This is a genomic window from Rhodanobacter glycinis (assembly GCF_900114325.1).
Classification (GTDB): Bacteria; Pseudomonadota; Gammaproteobacteria; order Xanthomonadales; family Rhodanobacteraceae; genus Rhodanobacter_A; species Rhodanobacter_A glycinis.
In genome coordinates, this window is record NZ_FOSR01000006.1 from 168,169 (window position 1) to 190,487 (window position 22,319).

At 65.6% G+C, this 22,319-nt stretch carries 25 protein-coding genes; 5 read left to right on the forward strand and 20 right to left on the reverse strand.

Annotation, left to right across the window (positions count from 1 at the left end; genetic code table 11):
• Positions 1–16: 16 nt before the first annotated feature.
• The 4 genes from BMY90_RS08620 to BMY90_RS08635 all read right to left on the reverse strand — a co-directional run bounded on the left by BMY90_RS08620 (position 17) and on the right by BMY90_RS08635 (position 3,022).
• Complete coding sequence (locus BMY90_RS08620; RefSeq protein WP_092703286.1) at positions 17–490, reverse strand: OsmC family protein; 474 nt, start codon at positions 488–490, stop codon at positions 17–19.
• Complete coding sequence (locus BMY90_RS08625; protein WP_092703288.1) at positions 487–1,110, reverse strand: FMN-binding negative transcriptional regulator; 624 nt, start codon at positions 1,108–1,110, stop codon at positions 487–489. The genes BMY90_RS08620 and BMY90_RS08625 overlap by 4 nt, the downstream gene beginning before the upstream one ends.
• A gap of 10 nt (positions 1,111–1,120) precedes the next feature.
• On the reverse strand, positions 1,121–2,128 hold the full coding sequence (locus BMY90_RS08630; protein WP_092703364.1) for an N-acetylornithine carbamoyltransferase: 1,008 nt from the start codon (positions 2,126–2,128) through the stop codon (positions 1,121–1,123).
• A gap of 360 nt (positions 2,129–2,488) precedes the next feature.
• Positions 2,489–3,022 (reverse strand): glycine zipper 2TM domain-containing protein, encoded by a 534-nt coding sequence (locus tag BMY90_RS08635; RefSeq protein WP_008207619.1) that lies wholly within the window; start codon positions 3,020–3,022, stop codon positions 2,489–2,491.
• Positions 3,023–3,214: 192 nt separating this feature from the next.
• Here BMY90_RS08635 and cysS point away from each other — a divergent pair, with 192 nt between their 5' ends.
• The gene (gene cysS, locus BMY90_RS08640) at positions 3,215–4,588 is read left to right on the forward strand and encodes a cysteine--tRNA ligase (protein ID WP_092703290.1); all 1,374 of its coding nucleotides are present in this window, start codon (positions 3,215–3,217) and stop codon (positions 4,586–4,588) included.
• A gap of 119 nt (positions 4,589–4,707) precedes the next feature.
• Positions 4,708–5,145, forward strand: a complete 438-nt coding sequence (locus BMY90_RS08645; RefSeq protein ID WP_008207621.1) for a SufE family protein — start codon at positions 4,708–4,710, stop codon at positions 5,143–5,145.
• Positions 5,146–5,287: 142 nt separating this feature from the next.
• On the opposite strand, the gene dksA is transcribed toward BMY90_RS08645, so the two are convergent.
• Positions 5,288–6,397, reverse strand: a complete 1,110-nt coding sequence (gene dksA / locus BMY90_RS17410) for an RNA polymerase-binding protein DksA (protein ID WP_245734992.1) — start codon at positions 6,395–6,397, stop codon at positions 5,288–5,290.
• Positions 6,398–6,521: 124 nt separating this feature from the next.
• Here dksA and yidD point away from each other — a divergent pair, with 124 nt between their 5' ends.
• Positions 6,522–6,785 carry a membrane protein insertion efficiency factor YidD gene (gene yidD / locus BMY90_RS08655; protein WP_008207623.1) on the forward strand — a complete coding sequence of 88 codons (264 nt, stop codon included), beginning with the start codon at positions 6,522–6,524 and terminating at the stop codon, positions 6,783–6,785.
• Positions 6,786–6,800: 15 nt separating this feature from the next.
• Here yidD and folE2 read toward each other — a convergent pair whose 3' ends face one another.
• From folE2 to efp, 7 genes are all read right to left on the reverse strand, one after another.
• On the reverse strand, positions 6,801–7,742 hold the full coding sequence (gene folE2, locus BMY90_RS08660; RefSeq protein ID WP_008207624.1) for a GTP cyclohydrolase FolE2: 942 nt from the start codon (positions 7,740–7,742) through the stop codon (positions 6,801–6,803).
• A gap of 117 nt (positions 7,743–7,859) precedes the next feature.
• Positions 7,860–8,714: a squalene/phytoene synthase family protein gene (locus tag BMY90_RS08665; RefSeq protein WP_092703292.1), complete on the reverse strand. Its 855-nt coding sequence runs from the start codon at positions 8,712–8,714 to the stop codon at positions 7,860–7,862.
• On the reverse strand, positions 8,711–9,385 hold the full coding sequence (locus BMY90_RS08670; protein WP_008207626.1) for an HAD-IA family hydrolase: 675 nt from the start codon (positions 9,383–9,385) through the stop codon (positions 8,711–8,713). Before BMY90_RS08670 ends, BMY90_RS08665 begins: the two co-directional genes overlap by 4 nt.
• Positions 9,382–10,086, reverse strand: a complete 705-nt coding sequence (gene ubiG, locus BMY90_RS08675; RefSeq protein WP_037097910.1) for a bifunctional 2-polyprenyl-6-hydroxyphenol methylase/3-demethylubiquinol 3-O-methyltransferase UbiG — start codon at positions 10,084–10,086, stop codon at positions 9,382–9,384. Before ubiG ends, BMY90_RS08670 begins: the two co-directional genes overlap by 4 nt.
• Positions 10,087–10,180: 94 nt before the next feature.
• Positions 10,181–10,435: a YciI family protein gene (locus BMY90_RS08680; protein ID WP_092703294.1), complete on the reverse strand. Its 255-nt coding sequence runs from the start codon at positions 10,433–10,435 to the stop codon at positions 10,181–10,183.
• A gap of 73 nt (positions 10,436–10,508) precedes the next feature.
• Complete coding sequence (locus BMY90_RS08685) at positions 10,509–11,840, reverse strand: TRZ/ATZ family hydrolase (protein WP_008207629.1); 1,332 nt, start codon at positions 11,838–11,840, stop codon at positions 10,509–10,511.
• Between the two features lie 215 nt (positions 11,841–12,055).
• Complete coding sequence (efp, locus tag BMY90_RS08690) at positions 12,056–12,625, reverse strand: elongation factor P (protein ID WP_008207630.1); 570 nt, start codon at positions 12,623–12,625, stop codon at positions 12,056–12,058.
• 88 nt (positions 12,626–12,713) lie between these two features.
• Here efp and epmB point away from each other — a divergent pair, with 88 nt between their 5' ends.
• Together epmB and BMY90_RS08700 are read left to right on the forward strand one after the other, a co-directional pair.
• Positions 12,714–13,724 carry an EF-P beta-lysylation protein EpmB gene (gene epmB / locus BMY90_RS08695; RefSeq protein WP_092703296.1) on the forward strand — a complete coding sequence of 337 codons (1,011 nt, stop codon included), beginning with the start codon at positions 12,714–12,716 and terminating at the stop codon, positions 13,722–13,724.
• Between the two features lie 154 nt (positions 13,725–13,878).
• Positions 13,879–15,930, forward strand: a complete 2,052-nt coding sequence (locus BMY90_RS08700) for an EAL domain-containing response regulator (protein WP_092703298.1) — start codon at positions 13,879–13,881, stop codon at positions 15,928–15,930.
• Between the two features lie 257 nt (positions 15,931–16,187).
• Here BMY90_RS08700 and rplS read toward each other — a convergent pair whose 3' ends face one another.
• From rplS to BMY90_RS08740, 8 genes are all read right to left on the reverse strand, one after another.
• Positions 16,188–16,589: a 50S ribosomal protein L19 gene (gene rplS, locus BMY90_RS08705; RefSeq protein ID WP_008214779.1), complete on the reverse strand. Its 402-nt coding sequence runs from the start codon at positions 16,587–16,589 to the stop codon at positions 16,188–16,190.
• A 12-nt stretch (positions 16,590–16,601) separates the two neighbouring features.
• Entirely contained in the window at positions 16,602–17,381 is a 780-nt protein-coding gene (gene trmD / locus BMY90_RS08710) for a tRNA (guanosine(37)-N1)-methyltransferase TrmD (RefSeq protein WP_092703300.1), read from the reverse strand.
• Positions 17,382–17,401: 20 nt separating this feature from the next.
• Complete coding sequence (gene rimM, locus BMY90_RS08715) at positions 17,402–17,923, reverse strand: ribosome maturation factor RimM (RefSeq protein ID WP_175481540.1); 522 nt, start codon at positions 17,921–17,923, stop codon at positions 17,402–17,404.
• A 10-nt stretch (positions 17,924–17,933) separates the two neighbouring features.
• A complete protein-coding gene (gene rpsP / locus BMY90_RS08720; RefSeq protein WP_008214775.1) occupies positions 17,934–18,191 on the reverse strand; it encodes a 30S ribosomal protein S16 in 258 nt (85 codons plus the stop codon).
• A gap of 284 nt (positions 18,192–18,475) precedes the next feature.
• Positions 18,476–19,861, reverse strand: coding sequence for a signal recognition particle protein (ffh, locus tag BMY90_RS08725; protein ID WP_092703304.1), 1,386 nt, complete (start codon positions 19,859–19,861; stop codon positions 18,476–18,478).
• A 125-nt stretch (positions 19,862–19,986) separates the two neighbouring features.
• On the reverse strand, positions 19,987–21,324 hold the full coding sequence (locus BMY90_RS08730) for an alpha/beta hydrolase family protein (RefSeq protein ID WP_092703306.1): 1,338 nt from the start codon (positions 21,322–21,324) through the stop codon (positions 19,987–19,989).
• Complete coding sequence (locus tag BMY90_RS08735; protein WP_092703308.1) at positions 21,321–21,986, reverse strand: SdpI family protein; 666 nt, start codon at positions 21,984–21,986, stop codon at positions 21,321–21,323. The genes BMY90_RS08730 and BMY90_RS08735 overlap by 4 nt, the downstream gene beginning before the upstream one ends.
• Positions 21,983–22,270 (reverse strand): autorepressor SdpR family transcription factor, encoded by a 288-nt coding sequence (locus BMY90_RS08740; RefSeq protein WP_092703366.1) that lies wholly within the window; start codon positions 22,268–22,270, stop codon positions 21,983–21,985. The genes BMY90_RS08735 and BMY90_RS08740 overlap by 4 nt, the downstream gene beginning before the upstream one ends.
• Positions 22,271–22,319 lie beyond the last annotated feature (49 nt).

Here is a 22,319-nt window from a genome sequence, read left to right on the forward strand (position 1 = left end):
GGAAAAGTGGCGGTGATCAGGGGGATTCAACAACGATGCGCGGTTCGCAGCGCACCGGGAAACTCACGGAGTTGGCGATGAAGCAGGCGTGGTGCGCGGTTTCGTGGGCGACCTCGGCCTTGGCCGGATCGCTGGCGGCGCTGATGGTGACCACCGGGCGCAACACGACTTCGGTGAACCGACCGGCATCGCCCTCGGTCTGCATCGTGCCTTCGGCGGTGTCGACGTAGGCCGTGACCACCACGCCCGCCACGGTGGCCATGTGCAGATAGGACAGCATGTGGCAACTCGACAGCGCGGCCAGCAGCATGTCCTCGGGATTGTGCCGCGAGGCATCGCCATGGAAGCTGGGGTCGGACGAGCCGGCCAGCGCCGGTTTGCCGGCAATGCGGATATCGTGGTCGCGGCGGTAGGCACGGTAACCGGACGTGCCGCTGCCCTGGTTGCCGGTCCACTCCACGTCGACGCGATAGTGGTGCGCATGGTTCATGGCTTCGATGTCTCCTGCGTGGCCATCCAGTCCGCGAGTTCCGCATCACCGTCGCCATCGCGGCGGCGCAACCCGGCGATCACGCCGAGGCGATTGCGTTCGGGGTGGTTCTGGCTCAGCTTGAACTTGCCCTCGATGCGCTCGATGGCGATCTCGATGCCGACGATGGCACGCAGCGACTTCTCGATGTGGTCTTCCGGCGCATCACTGACATGCCATGGCGCGGGCTCGCTGGCTTCATGACGATCGGTGAGCCGCTCCAGCAAGGCACGCAGCCACGTCGCATCCTCGATCACCTTGAGCCGGCCATGCACGTGCACCACCGCGTAGTTCCAGGTGGGCACTTCACGTCCGGTCTCGTGCTTGGTCAGGTACCAGTTCGGACTGACATAGCCGTGCGGCCCGCGAAAGATCACCAGCACCGGCGCGCCATCCAGCGCCGCCATCTCGTTGCCGCGGGCCACGTGGCCATGCAGCACCGCGCCCACCCGCTCGAACGGCAGGTGGTTGGCCGTCAGTTCTCCGTCGGCATGCGTTACCACGGTGGCAAACGGATAGGCGTCAACCAGCCCGTGCAAGGCCTCGCTCCGCGTCTCCTGGTAGTGCCTGGGCATGTACATGGCGTGGCGCTCAGCCCTGTCCGGCCAGCAACGCCATCACCGCCTTCTGCACGTGCAGGCGGTTCTCGGCTTCGTCGATGGCGATGCAGGCGGGCGAGTCCATCACCGCATCGGTCGCCTTGATGTTCCGGCGCAACGGCAGGCAGTGGCTGAACAGGCCGTGGTCGGTCAGCGCCATCTTCGCCTCGTCCACGATGAAGTGCTTGTGCGCATCGCGGATCGGCTTTTCCTGCTCCCATTTGCCGAAGTACGGCAACGCGCCCCAGCTCTTGGCGTACACCACATGGGCACCCGAGTAGGCTTCCTCGATGTCGTGACTGACCTTCAGCGAGCCGCCGTTCTGCTCGGCATTCAGACGGCCAAACGCCATGTAGCGCTCATCCAGCACATAATCCGGCGTGGGGCACAGCAGGGTCACGTCCATGCCCATCTTGGTGGCGATCAGCAGGGCCGAGTTGGCCACCGCCGTGTTCAGCGGCTTGGGATGGTAGGTCCAGGTCAGCACGTATTTCTTGTTCTGCAGGCTGCCCAGGTGTTCCTTCATCGCCAGCGCGTGGGCCAGCTCCTGGCAGGGATGGGTGATCGTCTCCATGTTGATCACCGGCACCGTGGCATATTTCGCGAACGACTTGATGACCGTGTCCTGCCGATCCACCGCCCAGTCCTGGAATTTCGGAAATGCGCGCACCGCGATCAGGTCGACATAGCGCGACAACACCCGCGCCACCTCCGCGACGTGCTCCTCGGTGTCGCCATCCATCACGGTGCCCACCTCGAACTCGATCGGCCATGCATCCTTGCCGGGCGACAGCACCACGGCATGACCGCCAAGCTGGAACGTGCCCAGTTCGAAGCTGGTGCGGGTGCGCATCGACGGATTGAAGAACAGCAACGCGACGGACTTGCCGGCCAGCTGCGCGCCGGCGGGCGAACGCTTGAACGCCACAGCCTGCTCCAGCAGCGCATCGATCTCGGCGCGGCTGTAATCCTGGGTGGTGATGAAATGGCGGAGGGTCATGGTGTCGTTGGCCTTCTTCACTGTTTCCGGCATGGGAATCGGGAGACTAGCGGACGGATCCGCACGAAAAAATCCACAAAAAAACCCGGCGCAGGGGCCGGGTTTTTGTCGTCAATGCACATGTAACGCGTGCGACAGCCTACCCGGCCCGTTGTCGGTCCAGCGGTCGGCGCGCACGCGACGTCATGCCAGCGGCCATGCGGGCGCTGGTGAGTACGGTAGCGGTATAGACGGCTGAAGACATGGTGGTTCCGGACAGGCGAGGCTGCATCATGACGGGAATTTCGCTGCCTTGCAACAATAATCGGCAAGGCCCGCCAGCCAAGGGCTGGACGCCGCCCGGAGGCGGCGCCATCGGCATCAGTCGGCCGGCGTCACGCTGACCCGCACGCGCAGGCGATCGCCCGGGTCGTAGCTCAGTTGCGACATGTAGACCTCGCCGCGATAGCGATATTCCACGTTGTAGCCCACGATCCGGCGCTGTTCGCTCACCGTATTGACCTGCTGGCAACGCGTCTCGCTGCCTTCGTAGGTACCACCATGGTCGGACGCGCGATTGCCCACCGCGCCACCCGCCACCGCCCCAACCACGGTGGCGGCAGTGCGGCCGTCGCCCTTGCCGATGGTGTGGCCGAGCACGCCACCCACCACCGCACCGAGCAGCGTACCGGCCGTGCTGTTGCCACGATCCTCCCGCACCACCGGCTGGTTGTAGCACTGCTGGCTGGGGACATTGGTGCGAGTGATGCCGTAGACCGGATCGACGCGCAGCACGTTGGCCCAGCCGTAATGGGAATTGTCGCCGGCGTCCTGGTTCGGGTAGCGCGCGTCCTGCGCAAATGCAGTGGTGGCCACAAGAGCCAGGACCAGTGCGGAAAGCCATATGCGGGTCATTTCGACCTCCAATCGGGGATATCTGGACGCTTCTTCGCGCTTCTGACCCGATTGCAACAAACCTTCGCTGAATCGCGGCTTAGAACCGGACGCCCGCGGCAGTTGCGCTTACAGCTTGTTAAGATGCGGGGCTGGCCCGAACCAGCTCCGTCCACCGACGCCGCCCGCCGATCACCGCCACGAATTCCGCCGATGCCCATTTCGCTCTACAACAGCCTGACCCGCCACACCGAACCGTTCACCCCGCTCGATCCCGATCGGGTGACCGTGTACCTGTGCGGCCCAACGGTCTACAACTACGTGCATATCGGCAACGCGCGCGGCCCGGTGGTGTTCGACGTGCTGGTGCGCTTGCTGCGGCGGCACTACCCGAACGTGGTCTACGCCCGCAACATCACCGACGTGGAAGACAAGATCAACGCCGCGGCCCAGGCTGAAGGCGTGCCGATCAGCACCATCACCGACCGCTATGCCGGCGCCTATCGCGAGGACATGGCCCGGCTCGGCATTGCCCCGCCGGATCTCGAACCCCACGCCACCGCGCATATCGGCGAGATCATCGCGATGAGCGAGTCGCTGATCGCCAGCGGCCACGCTTATGCCGCCGAAGGCCACGTGCTGTTCGACGTGGGTTCGTATGCCGCCTATGGCGCGCTGTCCGGCCGCGATACCGACGAATTGATCGCCGGCGCCCGCGTCGAGGTGGCACCGTACAAGAAGTCACCGGGCGACTTCGTGCTGTGGAAACCGTCCACGCCCGAGCAACCCGGCTGGGACAGCCCGTGGGGCCGCGGCCGCCCCGGCTGGCACATCGAGTGCTCGGCGATGTGCGCCGCGCAGCTGGGCGAGACCATCGACATCCATGCCGGTGGCGTAGACCTGCTGTTTCCGCACCACGAGAACGAGATCGCCCAGTCCACCTGCGCCCACGGCGGCAAGACCTTCGCCCGCTGGTGGATGCACAACGGCATGCTGACCTTCGACGGTCGCAAGATGTCCAAGTCGCTGGGCAACGTGCTGGTCCTGCACCAGCTGCTGAAGCAGCATCGCCCGGAAGCACTGCGCCTGCTGCTGCTGCGCGGCCACTACCGGCAGCCGCTGGACTGGTCCGACAACGCCCTCGCCCAGACCGCGAGCACGCTGGACGGCTGGTATCGCGTGTTGCGCGATCTGGCCGACGTCGCCATCGACGCCACCCGCCTGCCCGTGCCCGAACGCATGGAAGCCGCCCTGTGTGACGACCTGAACACGCCACAGGCGCTGGCCGAACTGGCCGTGCTGGCCGATGCCGCGCGCCAGCAACGCACGCCTGAAGCCAAGGCCGCCCTGCTCGGCGGCGGCGCCTTGCTTGGCCTGCTGCAGCAGGATGCCGAAGCGTGGTTCCGGCAAGCCGGCGGCAGCGACATCGATCCCGCACGCGTGGAAGCCCTGATCGAGCAACGCCAGGCCGCCCGCGCCGCACGTGACTTTGCCCGGGCCGATGCGATCCGTGGCGAACTGGCGGGCATGGGCGTCGTCATCGAGGACGGCGCGCAAGGCACCCGCTGGAGCGTGCAGAAAAGCTGAGCGCCCGCACCAGACACCCTCCCCTGCTTGCAGGGGAGGAGCCGCACGTCACGGCGTGGAGCAAGACCCGCGACGACACTTCGCCTGACCCGGCTCGCGGCATGCGCGATAATGCGCACATGAACGACACCATCACCACCAGCGCCGCGCAGGTACAGCAGGATATCGCCGACGAATTCGCCTTCTTCGGCGACTGGAGCGAACGCTACCAGTACCTGATCGACCTCGGCCGGCAATTGCCGCCGTTTCCCGACGAATACAAATCCGAAGAGCATCGCGTGCTCGGTTGCCAGTCGATGGTCTGGCTGGTACCCAGCGGCAACGCCGATTGCATGCACTTCGACGCCGTCAGCGATTCGGCCATCGTTTCCGGCCTGCTGATGCTGGTGCTGCGCGTCTACTCCGATCGCTCGGCGGCCGAGATCCTGGCCACCGAACCGGAGTTCATCCAGTCCATCGGCCTGGCCAGGCACCTGTCGCCCACCCGCTCGAACGGGCTCGCCTCGACGCTGGCGAAACTGAAGGAATATGCCGCGGCCGTGGCGAATCAGGAGTGAGTGGAGAGAAGTGAGGAGTGAGAGAAAGCCGCGGCAGCGTGGACTGCTCGCTCTCACTTCTCACTCCTCTTCACTCACTTCTCCAGCAAAAAGCCCCGCTTCGAGCGGGGCTTTTTGCTGGGCGACGCGAAGAACGACGTACTCAGTCGCCCATCTGCTTCTGCAGGTGCTCGCGACGCTCCTGCGCATCCAGCGACAGCGTGGCGATCGGGCGGGCATCCAGGCGATCGACGCCGATTTCCTCGTCGGTCTCCTCGCAATAGCCGTAACGCCCTTCCTCGATCCGGCGCAAGGCCTTGTCGATCTTGGAGATCAGCTTGCGGTAACGGTCGCGCGTGCGCAGTTCCAGCGAGTTTTCGGTCTCGCGGGTGGCGCGCTCGGCTTCATCGCCCACGTCCCGCACTTCGTCGCGCAGGTTTTCCATGGTCTGGCGGGACTCTTCCACCAGCTGGTCGCGCCAGTCGCGCAACTTGTTGCGGAAATAGGCAAGCTGGCGGGGACCCATGTACTCCTCGTCGGGAGTCGGGCGATACCCTTTGGGCAAATCGATCGTGATCGTGGAAGGCAGGGCGTAACGCCCGTCTTCCTTGGTCACGCCATTGTCTAGAACGGTTGCGCTTTTATTCATCGATGACTGCGTTGGCTTCTTTGTCGTGGAAGTGTCGTGGCGTGCGGTGGCGGATGCCACGCGCGGGGACGCCACGGCGTGACCCGTCGCATGACCCTTGGCGGGGGCTGCAGCGGGCTTCGATGGTGCCGGCTTCGCCGCTGCCGGATGGGCAGCCTTGTGAACCGGCGCCGCCTTGGCCACCGGCTTGGTCGGCCGGGAAGCCTTGACGGCAGATTTCGCTGGCTTGGCAGCAGGCTTGTGGGCCGCGGCCGTGGCCTTCTTGGCGACCTTCGTCGCGGAGGTCTTGCTGACCGGGGCTTTCTTCGGCGCCACCTTCTTCGGTGCCGCCTTTTTTGCCACCGGCTTCTTCACGGGCGCCGGCTTCCTGGCCGTCTTGGCCGCCGGCTTGCCCTTGGCGGGTGCCGTGGCCTTTTTTGTCGCCGGCTTGCCGGCAACGGACTTCTTGGCGACGGCCGTCTTCGGCACGGCCTTGCGACTCGCTGCAGCCTTCTTCGGCGCGGCGCTGGCTCGTGCAGGCTTGACGGCAGCCTTGGGCTTGCTCTTTCGTACGTCTTTCGCCTTGCCCGCAGCCTTCGCTTTCTGCGGTTTGGCGGCGGTCGAACTACGTGTCGTTTTCGCCATATCCCTTCACCAATTTTGGCCGTGGCGGCCCGGTGTTATAGCCTATGTATCCCCCACCGGCAACCACGCGTCTGGAATACTTGCAACACTACATGCCACAAGCGGTGCCGGCAGCGTGAATGCCATGACTCGATTGATACTGCTCCTGCTGGCTTTCTACAAGCGCTGGCTGAGTCCGCTGCTGGGGCCGCGCTGCCGATTCCACCCCAGCTGCTCCGATTATGCACGGATCGCGGTCGTGCGCTTCGGTCCATGGCGTGGAGGCTTGCTGGCCGGTTGGCGCCTGCTGCGCTGCCAGCCGTTGTGCGACGGCGGCAACGACCCGGTACCCGAACATTTCCACTTCGTCCGCTGCCGCCATCCGGAAGACTCGGACCACGTCCACTGATTGACGCCACCGCCATCAGGAACCGAAACCGCCCGGCACGCCCTTGCTGGCATAGGCCACGGCGTCGTGCGGGTGCAGGCTTTCCTGATGCTCGACGCGGACATGGAAGTCGGCAAGGCGCTCGTCGACGTCGAGCGCTTTCTGGATGCGCCGTGCAGCATCCTCGCAGAACATCAGATTGCAGCCGTTGGCCAGCGCGAAGGCCTGTTCGTCCTCGCGTTTCACTGCCGTCTGCACCGCGGTGCCCAGCGCCTGTTCGACGCGATCGAGCGTATCGAGCAGGTTGAAGGAGGCGCCATCGACCAGGCGCACCAGCAACCGGGCCACGCTGCGCTGCGCATGCGGGGTGGCGACGATGCCCTGCTCCGTGCCCAGCCACGCCTGCACCGCGGCGTGGTCGAGCGCCTGGCCGGCCTGGAAATCCCTGGCGAACTGTTCCTGGATCAACTGCCGCGCCAACGCCGCCGAGGCCGGGCAGGTGGAGGAGTAAACCGCTTCGGTACCCAGCTCCAGCCGGAAACCGTCCGGGCCAAGGCTGGCTTCGATCGACACCGGGTAGCTGCGCCAGCCGCTGTTGGCGCTGCGCAGGGCCGCGCGCCGCACCAGCACGTCGAAACGGATGCTGAGGCGGGCGCGGTCGGAAAGACCCTTGTGCGATTCGAGGAACGCATCCAGCAAGTCCCGCAGCGCGGCCACGCTCAGCGGCTGCGTGCCGAGGTGACGATCGACCAGCAGGTACAGCCGCGACATGTGGATGCCGCGCTTGTCTGCCTGCACCAGGTTGACGAAGGCACCGACCTGGGCATTCGTGCGCTGCACCTCGCCATCGCCTGCATCGAAATGCACCGGCACCTCGATGTTGTCCATGCCCACCCAATCCAGCGCACCGGTCAGATGCGGCTGCGCCTGGGCGGCGACATCGGGCATCAGGCGGGTGGTGTTTTCGTGGCTGTGCATGATCTTTCCTGTAATCGGCGGACAAGCCGCTGCGAGACCTTTCATTTTGGGGCAGATCGGCCGCGCTCAATAGAAGCAAAACGGAAACGCTGCGTTATCGGCGGCGGGAAACGCCATTCAACCGGCAAGACGATGCCATTGGCGCGCCAGGCGCCAGGAAGCCAGCGCCACGCCAAAGCCCTTGGTCGAGGCGCCTTGCTGCAATACGGCCAACGGATCGTCCGCTCGCGCCGCACGCCGCGCCAGCTTTTCCCCGCCCGCCGACTCCAGCCCGCGGAAGACACTGAGCGGCCCCGGCAGGCGCGACGCCTCGCGCCACGCCGCGCGCAAATCGGCCAGCTGCGACTGAATCGCCTGATCGCGCGCCTTGCTGCGCTGGCCCAACTGGCTGCGACTGAGCCCGAAACGTGCCAGGCACGCCATCGGCAATGGCAGGCGATCGCGCCCGGCATCGTCCTGCAGGCGGCGCAAGGCGTGCAGCAGATGGGCCAGCACGGCCACCCGCGAAGCGCGAGCCGGCGCCGCCTCGATGCCGAACCACCAGGCCGTCTCCAGCGACGCCAACGCGCCATGCAGGGATTCGGCGGCGGCCAGTTGCGCGGAAAAATCCGCCGCCGTGCCCTCTTCCAACTGCGCCATCGCGGCAAGCACGGGGGCCAACCAGAGTTCGCCCGGCAGCGCCGCCGCACGCTCGTCCGCAAACAAGGCCTGGGTCAGCGGATGGCGGCCACCGCTGGCCGCGGCACCGGACAACTCCTCGGCCCACCAGTTGAGTTTGCCCATCGCCACTTGCGGTTCGCGAATGCCGTAGGCGGCGGCCAGCAACTCCTGCTCCAGCGCGGCCAGGGCGATATGTCCCGGATATTTCACCGGATCGACGAACGCCAGCGCGATGCGCTGCTGCGGCTGCACTGCCAGCCACTTGTCGACGTAACTGCGCAACGCCCCCTGGGATGCCGGCAGATCGCTCACGCCGTGACCTCGAGGCCGAGCAGCTCGGCAAGCTGGCGCGGGTGGTCGAACACGGCATCGGCACCCCACTCGTCCGGATTGCCGCCGTCCAGGTAGCCCCAACGGACCGCCACGGTGTACAACCCGGCGTCGCGGCCGGCCTGCACGTCACGACGATCATCGCCGACGAACAGGCAGCGCGCGGGCTCGACGCCGGCACGCTCGCACGCCAGCAGCACCGGGGCCGGATCGGGCTTCTTCACCGGCAGCGTGTCGCCGCAGACCACGGCGCTGGCGCGCAGGTCCCAATCCATCCGCTTGATCAGTTCCTCGGTGAGGAAGCCGGGCTTGTTGGTGACGATGCCCCAGCGCAGATCGCGTGCCTCGATCGCCGCCAGCAGCGGCTCGATGCCGTCGAACGGGCGCGTGTGCTGCGCCATGATGCCCGCATAGATATCCAGGTAGCGCGGCATGCGCACCAGCAAGGCCTCGTCATCTTCGGCAAACGCGCAGCGCAGGATCGCGCGACCGCCGCGCGAGACCACTTCGCGCACGACATCGTAGGGTGGCGCAGCCGCCCCCACCTCGTCGCAATAAATCTGCAGTGCGGCATAGAGATCGGCGGCACTGTCGAGCAAGGTGCCGTCGAGATCGAACAGCACGGCCTGCACATCGGCGGGCAACGACTTCATGCAGGCTTCCTTGCACACAACAGGTAATTCACCGCGGTGATGCGGCTCAGCCAGGCCTTGCGGGTAAGCGGGTTGTAGCCGAGGCCGGAGACGTCCTCCAGCTCCAGCCCCGCATGGCGAAGCAGGCGACCCAGTTCGGACGGCTTGAGGAATTGCGCGTAGTGATGCGTGCCGCGCGGCAGCATGCGAGTGATGTATTCGGCACCGAGGATGGCGGCGCCAAACGCCGCCGGCGTGCGGTTGAGCGTGGACATGAACAGCCGGCCGCCGGGCTTGAGCATCGCGGCGAGATCATTCACCAGCGCGGCCGGATCGGGTACGTGCTCGATCATTTCCATGCAGCACACCGCGTCGAAGGCCGCCGGCTCGGCGGCGGCAAGCTGCGCCGAAGACTGCACGCGGTAATCCACGACCAGTTCCGACTCGTGCAGATGCAGTTTCGCGGTGGCGATCACCTTGTCGCCAAGGTCGATGCCGGTCACCTGGGCGCCGGCACGCGCCAGCGATTCGCTGAGCAAGCCGCCGCCGCAGCCGACATCGGCCACCTTCGCGCCACGCAGGTCGACGCGACCGGCCACGTAGCCGGCACGCACGGGATTGAGGTCGTGCAACGGACGCGACTCGCCATCCGGATCCCACCAGCGCGAGGCCAGTTTGCCGAAGCGGGCGATCTCGTCATGGCTGACGTTGTCGGTGATCATGTTCGAGTCCACGATGAGTACATGTGACTGTTCGAGAGGCACGGCCATGCATGGCCGCTTTTCGATCCTCGCATTCATGCGAGGCATGCAAAAGCTAAACCGCCAACCATTCGCGTACCATGATGTCCCAGCCGCCACTGACATGGGCGGGATCGCGATGGGCAATGGCCAGGGCATCGTCCAGCGATTCGGCGCGCAGCAGATAGGCGCCGCCGGTCTTGTCGCCGAACGGGCCGGACATCTCGTTGCGCCCCTGCTCGCGCAGCTCGGCCAGGAACTGCTGGTGCAGCGGAACCACGGCGGGATCGCACTGCGGCCGGCGGATGAGGATTACCAGATAACGATTCATCGAAGGGCTCACTTGAAAAGTTCGGCCACGGATGGCCGCTTCCTGATTTTCGCGCTGATGGCTGGGTGAACGTTCAATGCGCGGCGATACGCTCGCGCCAGGCGCGGGTACGGGCCAGCATGCCATCGACGTCCATGTCGACCAGCACGCGACCGGCGAGCTTGCGGCGGCCGGCAATCCACACGTCGGTGACCTGGTGGCGGCCGGTGGCATAAACCAGCTGCGAGGGTACGTTGAACAGCGGTTGCGTCTCCAGATCGTCCAGCCGCACGGCGGCGAGATCGGCCTGCTTGCCCGGCTCGATCGAGCCGATCTTCGCATCCAGGCCCATCGCCTTCGCACCGTTGAGCGTCGCTGCGCGCAAGGCGAAGGGGGCATCGAAGGCAGCGGCATCGCCCGCTACGGCCTTGGCCAGCAGCGCGGCGGTGCGCATTTCGCCGAACATGTCCAGGTCGTTGTTGGACGCGCAGCCATCGGTACCCAGTGCCAGGTTGACGCCGGCCTTGCGCAATTTCTCCGCCTGGCAGAAGCCGGAAGCCAGCTTGAGATTGGACTCCGGGCAATGCACCACCGACACGCCCGCCTCGACGCAGGCGGCGATCTCGCCGTCGGTCAGCTGGGTCATGTGCACGGCAATCAGGCGATCGTTGACCACGCCCAGCTTCTGCAGGCGCTGGAACGGGCGCAGGCCGCTCTTTTTCTTTTCGTCCTCGACTTCCTGCGCGGTCTCGTGCGTATGCAGATGCACGGGGATGTCGAGCTGGTCGGCCAGCACGCGGATGCGCTCGAAGCTTTCGTCGGACACCGTGTACGGCGCATGCGGGACAAACGCCGTGCCGAGCAGCGCGTCGCCGCGGAAGCTGTCGTGCACTTCGCAGGCGCGCTCGAAGTATTCGTCCTGCGTCTTGGCCCAGGCGGTGGGAAATTCGATCACCGGCAGACCGACCACGGCACGGAAACCGAGCTTGCGATAGGTGGCACCGATGGCATCCGGGAAGAAGTAGTTCTCGTTGGCGCAGGTGGTACCGCCGCGCAACATTTCGGCCACCGCCAGCTCCACGCCGTCGCGCACGAACTCCGGCCCCATCACCTTGGCCTCGGCCGGCCAGATGTGTTGCTGCAGCCACACCATCAGCGGCAGATCGTCGGCCAGACCGCGCAACAAGGTCATCGGGTTGTGCGTATGACTGTTGACCAGGCCAGGGATCAGGGCGTGCTCGCCCAGGCTGATCGTTTCGCGCGGCACATAGGCGCGACGGGCTTCGTCGATGGGCAACAGCGCGACGATATGGTCGCCATCAACCGCCACCGCGTGATTTTCCAGGACCACGCCATGGGGTTCCACCGGTACCACCCAGCGGGCTTCGATCAACAGGTCGACGGACTTGGGCTGGGTTTCAGTCATGGCTTTGAAGCTCCGTGGTTCGAATACGCAAAGGGCGGCTGACCTTGCGGCGCCGCCCCTTTGGCTGTCATTCCAGCAGAAGCTGGAATCCAGTCTGATACTCGTGCAAAGCACACGAATTGGAAATGCGTGCTTCGCACGAGTACCTCACTGGACCCCGGCCTGCGCCGGGGTGACGCAGCGGCAAGCCGCGCGCAAGCGCGCGGGCCGTTGCGTCACTTGCCGACGCGACCGACGTATTCGCCAGTACGGGTGTCGACCTTGATGAGTTCTTCCTGGTTCACGAACAGCGGCACACGCACGACGGCACCGGTTTCCAGCGTGGCCGGCTTGCCGCCGCCGCCGGAGGTGTCGCCGCGCACGCCGGGGTCGGTCTCGGTGATCTTCAGCTCGACGAAGTTCGGCGCCTGCACCGCGATGATCTCGCCGTTGAACAGGGTCACCACGCACTCTTCCTCGCCCTTCAGCCACTTCGAGGTTTCACCCATGCCGGCCTTGCCGGCCTGGTGCTGCTCGAAGGTATCCGGCTGCATGAAGTGCCAGTATTCGCCATCCGAGTACAGGTACTGCATGTCGGTATCGGTGACGTCGGCGACTTCGTACGAGTCGCTGGACTTCATCGTCTGCTCGGAGGTGCGGCCGGTCTTCAGGTTGCGGATGAAGATGCGGGTGAACGCCTGGCCCTTGCCAGGCTTGATGAACTCGGCTTCGGTGATGACCCACGGGTCGTTGTTGTGAAGGATTTTCATGCCCTTCTTGACGTCGTTGAGTCCGGCGGTGGCCATGCGTGTGTGCTCCAGAGTCAAAACTGCCGCACGAGGCGGCTAGAATTAAGGGGTTGCAACAGGCCCGCTGGCCTGCCCAAGGTCCATCATGATAACCGCAAGCCCCGTCACTCGCCTATCGTCGCCGTCCACGGACTGGCGCGAGCTCTGGCGCCATGCCATCACCAACGCCACCGAGCTGCTGGAAATGCTCGGGCTGGACGACCTGGCCGACCGCCTGCCACCTGCCGACGCCGGCTTCGCCCTGCGCGTGCCGCGCGGCTTCGTGGCGCGCATGCGCCACGGCGACCCGCGTGACCCGCTGCTGCTGCAGGTGTTGCCGCAACTGGCCGAACTGGACGAGGTTCCCGGCTTCGTCGCCGACGCGGTGGGCGACATGGCCTCGCGCGAAGCCCGGGGCGTGCTGCACAAGTACCAGGGCCGCGCCTTGCTGATCGCCAGCGGCAGCTGCGCGATCAACTGCCGCTACTGCTTTCGCCGCCACTTTCCCTACGGCGACGAGATGGCCGCGGCCGGCCAGTGGCGCCAGGCGCTGGCGCATGTGCGCCAGGACCCCAGCATCAACGAGCTGATCCTTTCCGGCGGCGACCCGCTGGCGCTATCCACCGGCAAGCTGGAGGAACTGGGCCGGGGCCTGGCCGATATCCCGCACGTCACCCGTTTGCGCATCCACAGCCGCCTGCCGGTGGTGCTGCCTGAGCGCATCGATGCGGCTTTCACCGACTGGCTCGCCGCCCTGCCACTGCAGAAGGTGGTGGTGCTGCACGCCAACCACACCAACGAATTCGATGTCTCGGTCGACGCCGCCTGCGCCCGCCTGCGCGAAGCCGGTGCCACGCTGCTCAACCAGTCGGTGCTGCTGCGTGGCGTCAACGACGAAGCCGGCGCGCTGGCCGCCTTGTCCGAACGCATGTTCGCCGCCGGCGTGCTGCCCTATTACCTGCACCAACTGGACCGGGTGCAGGGTGCTGCCCACTTCGAGGTGGACGACGCCCGCGCCCTGGCGCTGATGGAGCAATTGCGCGGCCGCCTGCCCGGCTACCTGGTGCCGAAACTGGTGCGCGAAGTGGGCGGCGATCCGTCCAAACGTCCGCTGTGAGGCGATACGGCATCCCATCCATGAGATTCGTCACCGTTGCAGGGTTCCACGCTGGCCTCCTCGCATGGAATCCGTTACAACGCATGCATACTGCAATGAATGGTGACCCTGACATGCGCCGTTTCAGCCCATTCCACGGAAGCGCAATGCACCCATGAAGAACAACGCCGTCATCAAGATCCTCTTCATCGAAAACTCGGTCGAGGATGCGGAACAGATCATCAGCCTCATCCGCAATGCCGGCATTGCCGTGCGCCCCGCCCGGGCCACGGACAGCGAGCAGCTGAAAAAGTCGCTGGACGAGCTCGGCCCGGACCTGGTGCTGTTCAACCCCGGCGTGGGCTCGTTGCCATTGCGTGAAGTGGCCCAGGCGATCGACGCCAGCGGCCGCGACATGGCCTTGATCGCCAATGTGGCGCAGATGGATGCGCAGTCGGTCTCCGACCTGTTCGCCGCCGGCGTGCACGGCGTGGCCTCGCACGGCCAGCCGCGCCAGTTCATCACCGTGGTGCAGCGCGAATTCGATTCGCTGAACACGCGCCGCCAGGTACGCAAGCTGGAAAGCGCGCTGCGCGAATCCGAGCGTCGCTGCGATGCGCTGCTGGACTCGTCCAACGACGCCATCGCCTACGTGCACGAAGGCATGCACGTGCGCGCCAACCGCTCCTACCTCGACACCTTCGGTTACGAGGATTTCGACGAGCTGCTTGGCCTGCCCATCCTCGACCTGATCAACCACGAATACGCCGACGCGCTGAAAACCCTGCTGAAGAACCATTCGCGCGACGAGAAGGCACCACCGAACACGGACCTGATCGCGCGGCGCGCGGATGGCAGCACCTTCCCGGCCACCATCGAGTTCGCGCATGCCACGTTCGAGGGCGAGACTTGCCTGCAGGTCGTGTTCCGCCGCCAGTTGATCGACCCGGCGATGGTGGAGCAGTTGCAGCGCGACCCGGTCACTGGGCTCTACCTGCGCGCCCGCACCCTGGAGTTCATCGACGAGGCCGTGGCAGCGGCGGCAAGCGGCCGCAAGGGGCAGACCCTGTTGCTGATCGAGCCGGACAACTGGAACGCCACCGTGGCCGGCATCGGCCTGGGCAAGGCCGACGAGTTGCTGGCCGGGATTGCGGCCCGGATCAGCGCCCTGCTCGGACCCGACGACGTGGCCGGCCTGCTCGCCGAGCACACCTTTGGCGTATTGCTGCATTCCAGCAGCGACGAGGCCATCAAGACCTGGATCACCGGCCTGCAGCAGCAGATCGCCGAACGCATCTTCGATGCCGGGCAACGCTCGATCACGCTCACCGTCAGCATCGGCGGCAGCCTGCTGGCGGAGAAGAACGCCAACGCCGAATTGTTGCTCAACCAGGCCAGCACAGCCTTGCGCAACGCCCAGGGCCAGGGCGGCAACCGCAGCGACCTGCACGATCCCACCGCGCGCGAGAAGGCCGACGAGGAACGCGAGCGCAACTGGCTGACCCAACTGCGCCAGGCTCTGGTGCAGGACGAGTTCGTGCTGCATCACCAGCACGTCATCAGCCTGCAGGATGCCGACGGCGACTATTCGGAGATCCTGCTGCGCATGAACGGCCCGCAAGGCGAAGTGCAACCGGGCTTCTTCATGCCGATCGCCGAGAAGCACGGCCTCTCCGCCGAGATCGACCGCTGGGTGCTGGACAAGGCGATCTCCGCCCTGCAGGCGCGCGACACCCAGGGCGTCGCCACCACCTTCTTCGTCAAGCTCACCACCGACTCGCTGCAGCGCCCCGAGCTGCTGCCATGGCTGGCCAAGCGCCTGCAGCAGGCAGCATTGAAACGTGGCCGCATCGTGCTGGAAATGACCGAAAGCAAGGTGGTCACCCTGCTTCGACCCGCCCAGGAATTCGTGGCGGGCTGGAAAAAACTGGGCGGCCGTTTTGCCCTGGAGCAATTCGGTTCGGGCCTGAATTCATTCCAGTTGCTCAGCCATGTCGAGGCCGACTACCTGAAAATCGACCGCAGCTACATGTCCGGCCTGCCGCAACAGGCGGAGAACCAGCAGAAGATCGCGGAGATCTGCCAGCAGGCGCACGAACTGAAGAAGCAGGTGATCGCCGAATGGGTGGAGGATGCCGCGAGCACCTCGCTGCTGTTCGCCTGCGGCGTGGACTTCGTGCAGGGCAACTTCCTGCAGGAACCGCAGCTGCTGACGATCAAGCCCTGACGGCCAATGACTCCCTCTCCCCTTTGGGGAGAGGATTGGGGTGAGGGGACAACCTCGCGACGGCATTCCACCGGAGCGATGTTTCGCCCTTCCCAACGCCTCTGCCTGCCCCGCCCCTCACCTCGATCCTCTCCCCGAAGGGGAGAGGAAGAAAAATCAGGGCCTGCGCCGTTCCTTTCAGGCAACAAAAAACCCGCGGAGTGATCCGCGGGTTTTTTGTTGCCGCCAGGCCATGACTGGCCCGGCGGTTACAGGAATTACTTCGCAGCGGCAGCAGCAGCGGCCTTGGCGGCAGCCTTGGCGGCAGAAACGGCGGCGATGTCTTCCTTGATGCGGGCAGCCTTGCCTTCCAGGCCACGCAGGTAATACAGCTTGGCGCCACGCACCTTGCCCTTGCGCTTGACCGACACCGAGTCGATGGCCGGGCTGTGCGCCTGGAACACACGCTCCACGCCGGTGCCGTGCGAGATCTTGCGCACGGTGAAGGCCGAATGCAGACCGCGGCTGCGCTTGGCGATGACCACGCCCTCGAAAGCCTGCACGCGCTCGCGATTGCCTTCCTTCACCTTGACGTTGACCACCACGGTATCGCCGGGGCCGAATTCCGGCAGCTGGCGGGTGATCTGCTCGGATTCGAACTGTTCGATGATCTTGTTCATGGCAACACCTGATTAGATTTCGGTACCACGGCCATTCGGGCCGCTTTGGTCATGCCGCATGTATTCGCGGCGGAATTCGTCCAGCAAGCTGCGGGATTCATCATCCAGCACAACTTGCGCCAACAGATCCGGACGGCGCAGCCAGGTTCGCCCCAGCGATTGCTTCAGGCGCCAGCGGCGAATCGCCGCGTGGTCGCCGGAGAGCAACACCTCCGGCACGTCGCCCAGTGCGTCATGCACCGGCTTCGTGTAGTGCGGGCAGTCCAGCAAGCCGTTCGAGAACGAGTCCTGCTCGGCCGATTGCGCGTCGTTCAACGCGCCATCCTGCAAGCGCCCCACGGCATCGATCACCACCGCAGCGCCCAGCTCGCCACCGGACAGCACATAATCGCCGATGGAAAGCTCCTCGTCGATCTCGTGCGCCAGCAGGCGCTCATCCACACCTTCGTAACGTCCGCAGACCAAGGCGATTCGCGGCCGTCTGGCCAGCGCTTCCACCCTGCCCTGCGTCAGCCGCGCTCCCTGCGGACTGAGGTAAATCACATGCACCGGTTCCGGCGCCGCCTCGCGCATGGCCTGCAAGGCCGCCCGCAAAGGCTCGATCAGCATCACCATCCCGGGTCCGCCGCCACAGGTGCGGCCGTCCACGGTACGGTAATGATCGGTGGCATGGTCGCGCGGATTCCAGGTTTCCACCTGCAACAACTGACGTTGCTGCGCGCGTCCCACCACACCTACCGCAGCGCACTGACGCACGAAGTCGGGAAACAGCGTAACGACATCAATGCGCATGAACCCTCAACTCCGCACGTTCAGAATTCAGGGTCCCAGTCCACCACCATGCGCCCGCCGGACAAATCCACCGAACGCACATAAACACCCTGGACGAAGGGAATCAGCCGCTCGCGCTCGCCGTCCCTCACCACCACGACATCGTTGGCACCGGTGGCGAACAGATGAGTCACCCGTCCCAGCGCCACGCCTTCCGTGGTGACGACCTCGAGTCCTTCAAGATCGACCCAGTAATACTCGTCCTTGCCGGGCGGCGGCAGCAGCTCGCGGGCGACATGGATATCCACTCCCACCAGCGCAGCTGCCGTGTCACGGTCATCCACGCCGGGCAATTGGCAGATCAGCCCCTTGCCCTGCGGGCGTCCCTTGACGCCGGTCATCTCCGTTTCCGTACCCGGCGCAGTAGCAAGCAGCCAGGGCTGGTAGTCGAAGATGCGCGTGCGTGGCTCGGTCCAGGATTCGATCTTGAGCCAGCCCTGCACGCCATACAGCCCGACGATGCGTCCGACCAGGACGCGCCGACCGGCTGTCACCTCAGTCACCGAGACGGACTCAGGCAGCCTGCTGCAACTTGCCGGCTTCCTTGACCAGGGCGGCGACCTTGTCGGTCAGCTGGGCGCCCTTGCCCACCCATTCCTTGACGCGCTCGACGTTCAGCTCGAGGCGCTTGTCCTTGCCGGAGGCAACCGGGTTGTAATAACCGACGTTCTCGATGTTGCGACCGTCGCGCTTGTTGCGCTGATCGGTGACCACGACGTGGTAGAACGGGCGGCCCTTGGCGCCACCGCGCGAAAGACGAATCTTGACCATAGTAAAAGCTCCAGAGTTGCCGGAATCGCCGGCCGCACGCACGAGGCCGTGCGCGGTAAACGCGGCATTTTAGAGGGATGTGATTGAAAAAGGAAGAGGTTATGCGGGTTGTAGCGTTGCGGCGGCAGCCGGTCAGCTAGAAAAGCCAGAGCCTTGCCTGATGCCCGGGAAGGGCATCCTGCCCTTCCCGGACCCGCCAAGGCCGGCTTGCCGGCCTTGGCTCCGTCACCCACCGCTGCGCGATGGGTGACGAGCGGGCCATCCCTGGCCCGCGTGGCGCCATGTCAGCGCGGCGGCAACCCGCCCATCCCGCCCATGCCGCCCATGCCCTTCATCGCGCCACGCATCTGGCGCAGCAGGCCCTTGCTGCCGCCGCGGGAGAGCTTGGACATCATCTTTTCCATCTGCATGTACTGCTTCAGCAGGCGGTTCACGTCGGCCGGCTGGTTCCCCGAGCCCTTGGCGACACGGGCGCGGCGCGAACCGTTCAGCAGATCGGGATGGCGCCGTTCCTTCTTGGTCATCGACTGGATGATCGCGACCATGCGCTTGATCTCGCCGTCGTTGACCTTGGATTTCACGCTGTCGGGCAACCCGGACACGCCGGGCAGCTTGTCCATCAGGCCCGCCAGGCCGCCCATGTTGTTCATCTGTTCGAGCTGGTCGCGCATGTCGTTGAGATCGAAGCGCTTGCCCTTCATCACCTTGGTGGCGAGCTTCTGCGCCTTTTCCTGGTCGACCTTGCGCTCGACTTCCTCGACCAGCGAGAGCACGTCGCCCATGCCGAGGATGCGCTGCGCCACGCGATCGGGATGGAACGGCTCCAGCGCATCGGTCTTCTCGCCGGCACCGAGGAACTTGATCGGCCGACCGGTGACATAGCGCACCGACAGGGCCGCGCCGCCGCGCGCATCACCGTCGGTCTTGGTCAGCACCACGCCGGTGAGCGGCAGCGCCTCGCTGAACGCCTTGGCGGTAGTGGCGGCGTCCTGGCCGGTCATCGAATCGACCACGAACAGGGTCTCGACCGGGGTGATCGCGGCATGCAGCGCCTTGATCTCGGCCATCATCGCCTCGTCCACGTGCAGGCGGCCGGCGGTATCCACCAGCAGCACGTCGACCACCTCGCGCCGGGCCGCCGCGATGGCGCCCTTGGCGATGTCCACCGGGTTCTGGCCCGCCTCGGACGGGAAGAACTTCACGCCGACCTGCTCGGCCAGCGTGCGCAACTGCTCGATGGCGGCCGGACGATAGACGTCGCAGCTCACCACCATCACCTTTTTCTTCTTGCGCTCGGTCAGGAAGCGGGCCAGCTTGGCCACGGTGGTGGTCTTGCCGGCGCCCTGCAGGCCGGCCATCAGCACCACCGCCGGCGGCTGCTGGGCCAGGTTCAACTCGGTGTTGACCGTGCCCATCACCTTGGTCAGCTCGTCGCTGACCACCTTCACCAGCGCCTGGCCCGGCGACAGGCTCTTGATGACTTCCTGACCAACCGCGCGCACCTTCACGCGCTCGATCAGCGCCTGCACCACCGGCAACGCCACATCGGCTTCCAGCAGGGCAATGCGCACCTCGCGCAGGGACTCGCGAATGTTTTCCTCGGTCAACCGACCGCGGCCACGCAGGCGGTTGACGGTGGTGGAGAGGCGTTGGCTGAGCGATTCGAACATGGCGGGCAACGAGGATGCGGAAAGCTTCCAGTATACGGGACGCGACCATGGCATGGGCGCGCCGGGACCACGCTGTCCACCCGCCGGTCCGCTGCGCGATGGCCCGGCCCGGCTGTAATGGCCGTCTATCGGCGCCCGATCCAGGCAGCGATATCGCGGATGACACGGGGATCGACGTGACTGGGCTTCGAATAATCACTGCCGGTCTGCGCGGCCGGCATGAACAGGTGGCCCAGCCCGGGGTAGAGGTGGAAGGTGGCGGTCGGCGTGCCGGCCATGTCCCGCTTCCATACCGCGAAGTCGAGTGTTGGCGAGACCTGGAAATCGGCATCGCCCTGCAGGAACAGCATCGGCATGCCCAGCGATTGGGCCACGGCCACCTGGTGGTAGTCGTTCAGGCTCTGCCAGTAGCTTTGCGGCTGACCGAAGAACGTGCCACGCGGTGGCTGCCCCGGCGTGGCCTGCGCCAGCAGCTTCTGCTCATGGCGAAGGGCTTCGATCTTCCGGGTCGCCACCTTGGGCGGATCCTGCTCATGGAACTGCTGAATCAGCACATCCAGCAAGCTCCTGGCCGGCGCCGCCAGCAAGATCAGGCCTGCCAGCTGCGGATCACGCTGGCCGATGCGCGGCGCCATCATCGCGCCCAGGCTATGGCCCAGCACGTAGACACGGCGCGGATCGATCGCCTTCAGCGCGGAGAGCGCATGCGCTGCGGTCACGGCGTCATCGGTTACCTCGGCGTCGACGTTGTAGCCGCCTTTCGTCCCCCAGTCGCTGTAATCGTAAGGACGCTTGTCGTACCGCAGCGAGGCGACGCCCGCTCTGGCCAGCCCCTCGGCAAGGTCGCGAAACGGCTTGTTCGGACCCACCGTCTCGTCGAAGTCGTGGGCTCCGGAGCCTGCCACCATCACCACGGCCGGAAACGGCCCCTTGCCGGGCGGCAAGGTCAACACGCCTTTCAGCGGGCCCAACGGCGAGACGACCGCCATCGGCTGCACACGCACGCCATCGGCCTCGACATGCGCCCGCACCGGCACCGGCGCACTTTTCTGGATTGCCAGCGCCAGTTGCTCCTGTGGCGCGAAGCGCAGCGTGGTGATCCGGCTGCTGCCATCGCACTGGACCACCATGCCCAGTGGCACTTTGGCGAAATGCACCGGGGTGACCGTCACCGGTTGATCTCGGATGTATGCGCCTTGCGCAGCGCCATGCGATACGTAGCGCCCCGCCTGCGCCTGCAACGTGCTCCACACCTTCGCCAGCGTTGCAGCGTCCAGCTGCGCCGCCAGGCTTGGCGCGAAGTCCTTGCCCGCGGCAACGTCGTCGCCGCGCACCAGCGCGTCGAGCACGGCACTGGCGTGTGCCGCGCAACTTGTTGCCGGCACGGCGGCCTTCGCGTGCCCCGGTGCGGTGGCCAGCAAGGCAACACCCAGCACGGCACGGATCGACAAACGTGTGTTCATGAGCGACCTCCCATGGAAGGATGGCGCCCCTCCAGGCGCCGATAGACCACATACGAATAAGCCGCGGGAACCAGGCAGGCGACCGCCACCGCCACCAGCATCCACCAGCCTGCGCCTCCAGCGAGCGCATCCACCACCATCGCCACGCCAGCCAGCACGAACAGCCAGCCGCCTAGGCGATGGGTGCGCTCCCACACCGCCTCACTGGCCAGTGTCCACGGCGTCTTGATGCCCACGAAGAAATTGCGGCGCAGCTTGCCCATGTAGTTGCCCACGACCACCAGCAGCACGCCGGCAACCAGTGGCACCACGGTGGATATCGGCACCGGGTAACCGGCAGAGCCCAATTGCGCTGTCACGCCGATCACCAGCATCGCGCCCTGGATGGCCAGCATCAGGCCGCCGTAAACGTCGGCGAACGGCGTAATGGCAAACCTGCGCGGCGAGATGCACGGAAGCAGCACCGTCAGCGCGGCCAAGACGATGATCATCAGCGGCCATATCGCCACGCCCCAGAAGCGCGACGCATAACCATTGGCGTGCCCCTGGCCATCCCAATGGATGGGCACCCGCGCAGGCAGGTGCGGATACAGCCAGATCGCCACACCCACGGCAATCACCGCGAAGATGGCTGACACAATCAGTGTGCGTGCGGGTTTCATTTCTTTCCTCCGGTGTTTCCTTTTGACGGAAACAGATCCAGCACCATGCGGGCGAGATCCTCGAATACGGTGCTGTTGAGCGAATAGACGATGTATTGGCCGCGCCGCTCGGTGCGCACCAGGTCGGCGCGCTTGAGCACGGCGAAGTGATGCGACAGCGAGGCCGGCGTGATGTCGAACGCCGCGCCGATCTCGCCGGCCGTCAACGAGCCACCCTGCAGGCGCTTGAGGATCGCGCGCCGGGTCGGGTCGGCCATGGCCTTGAACACTTCCTGCTGCTTCATGATCCGCATCGTCAATCAGGTATAGCTAGATATTTAGACAAATATCTAA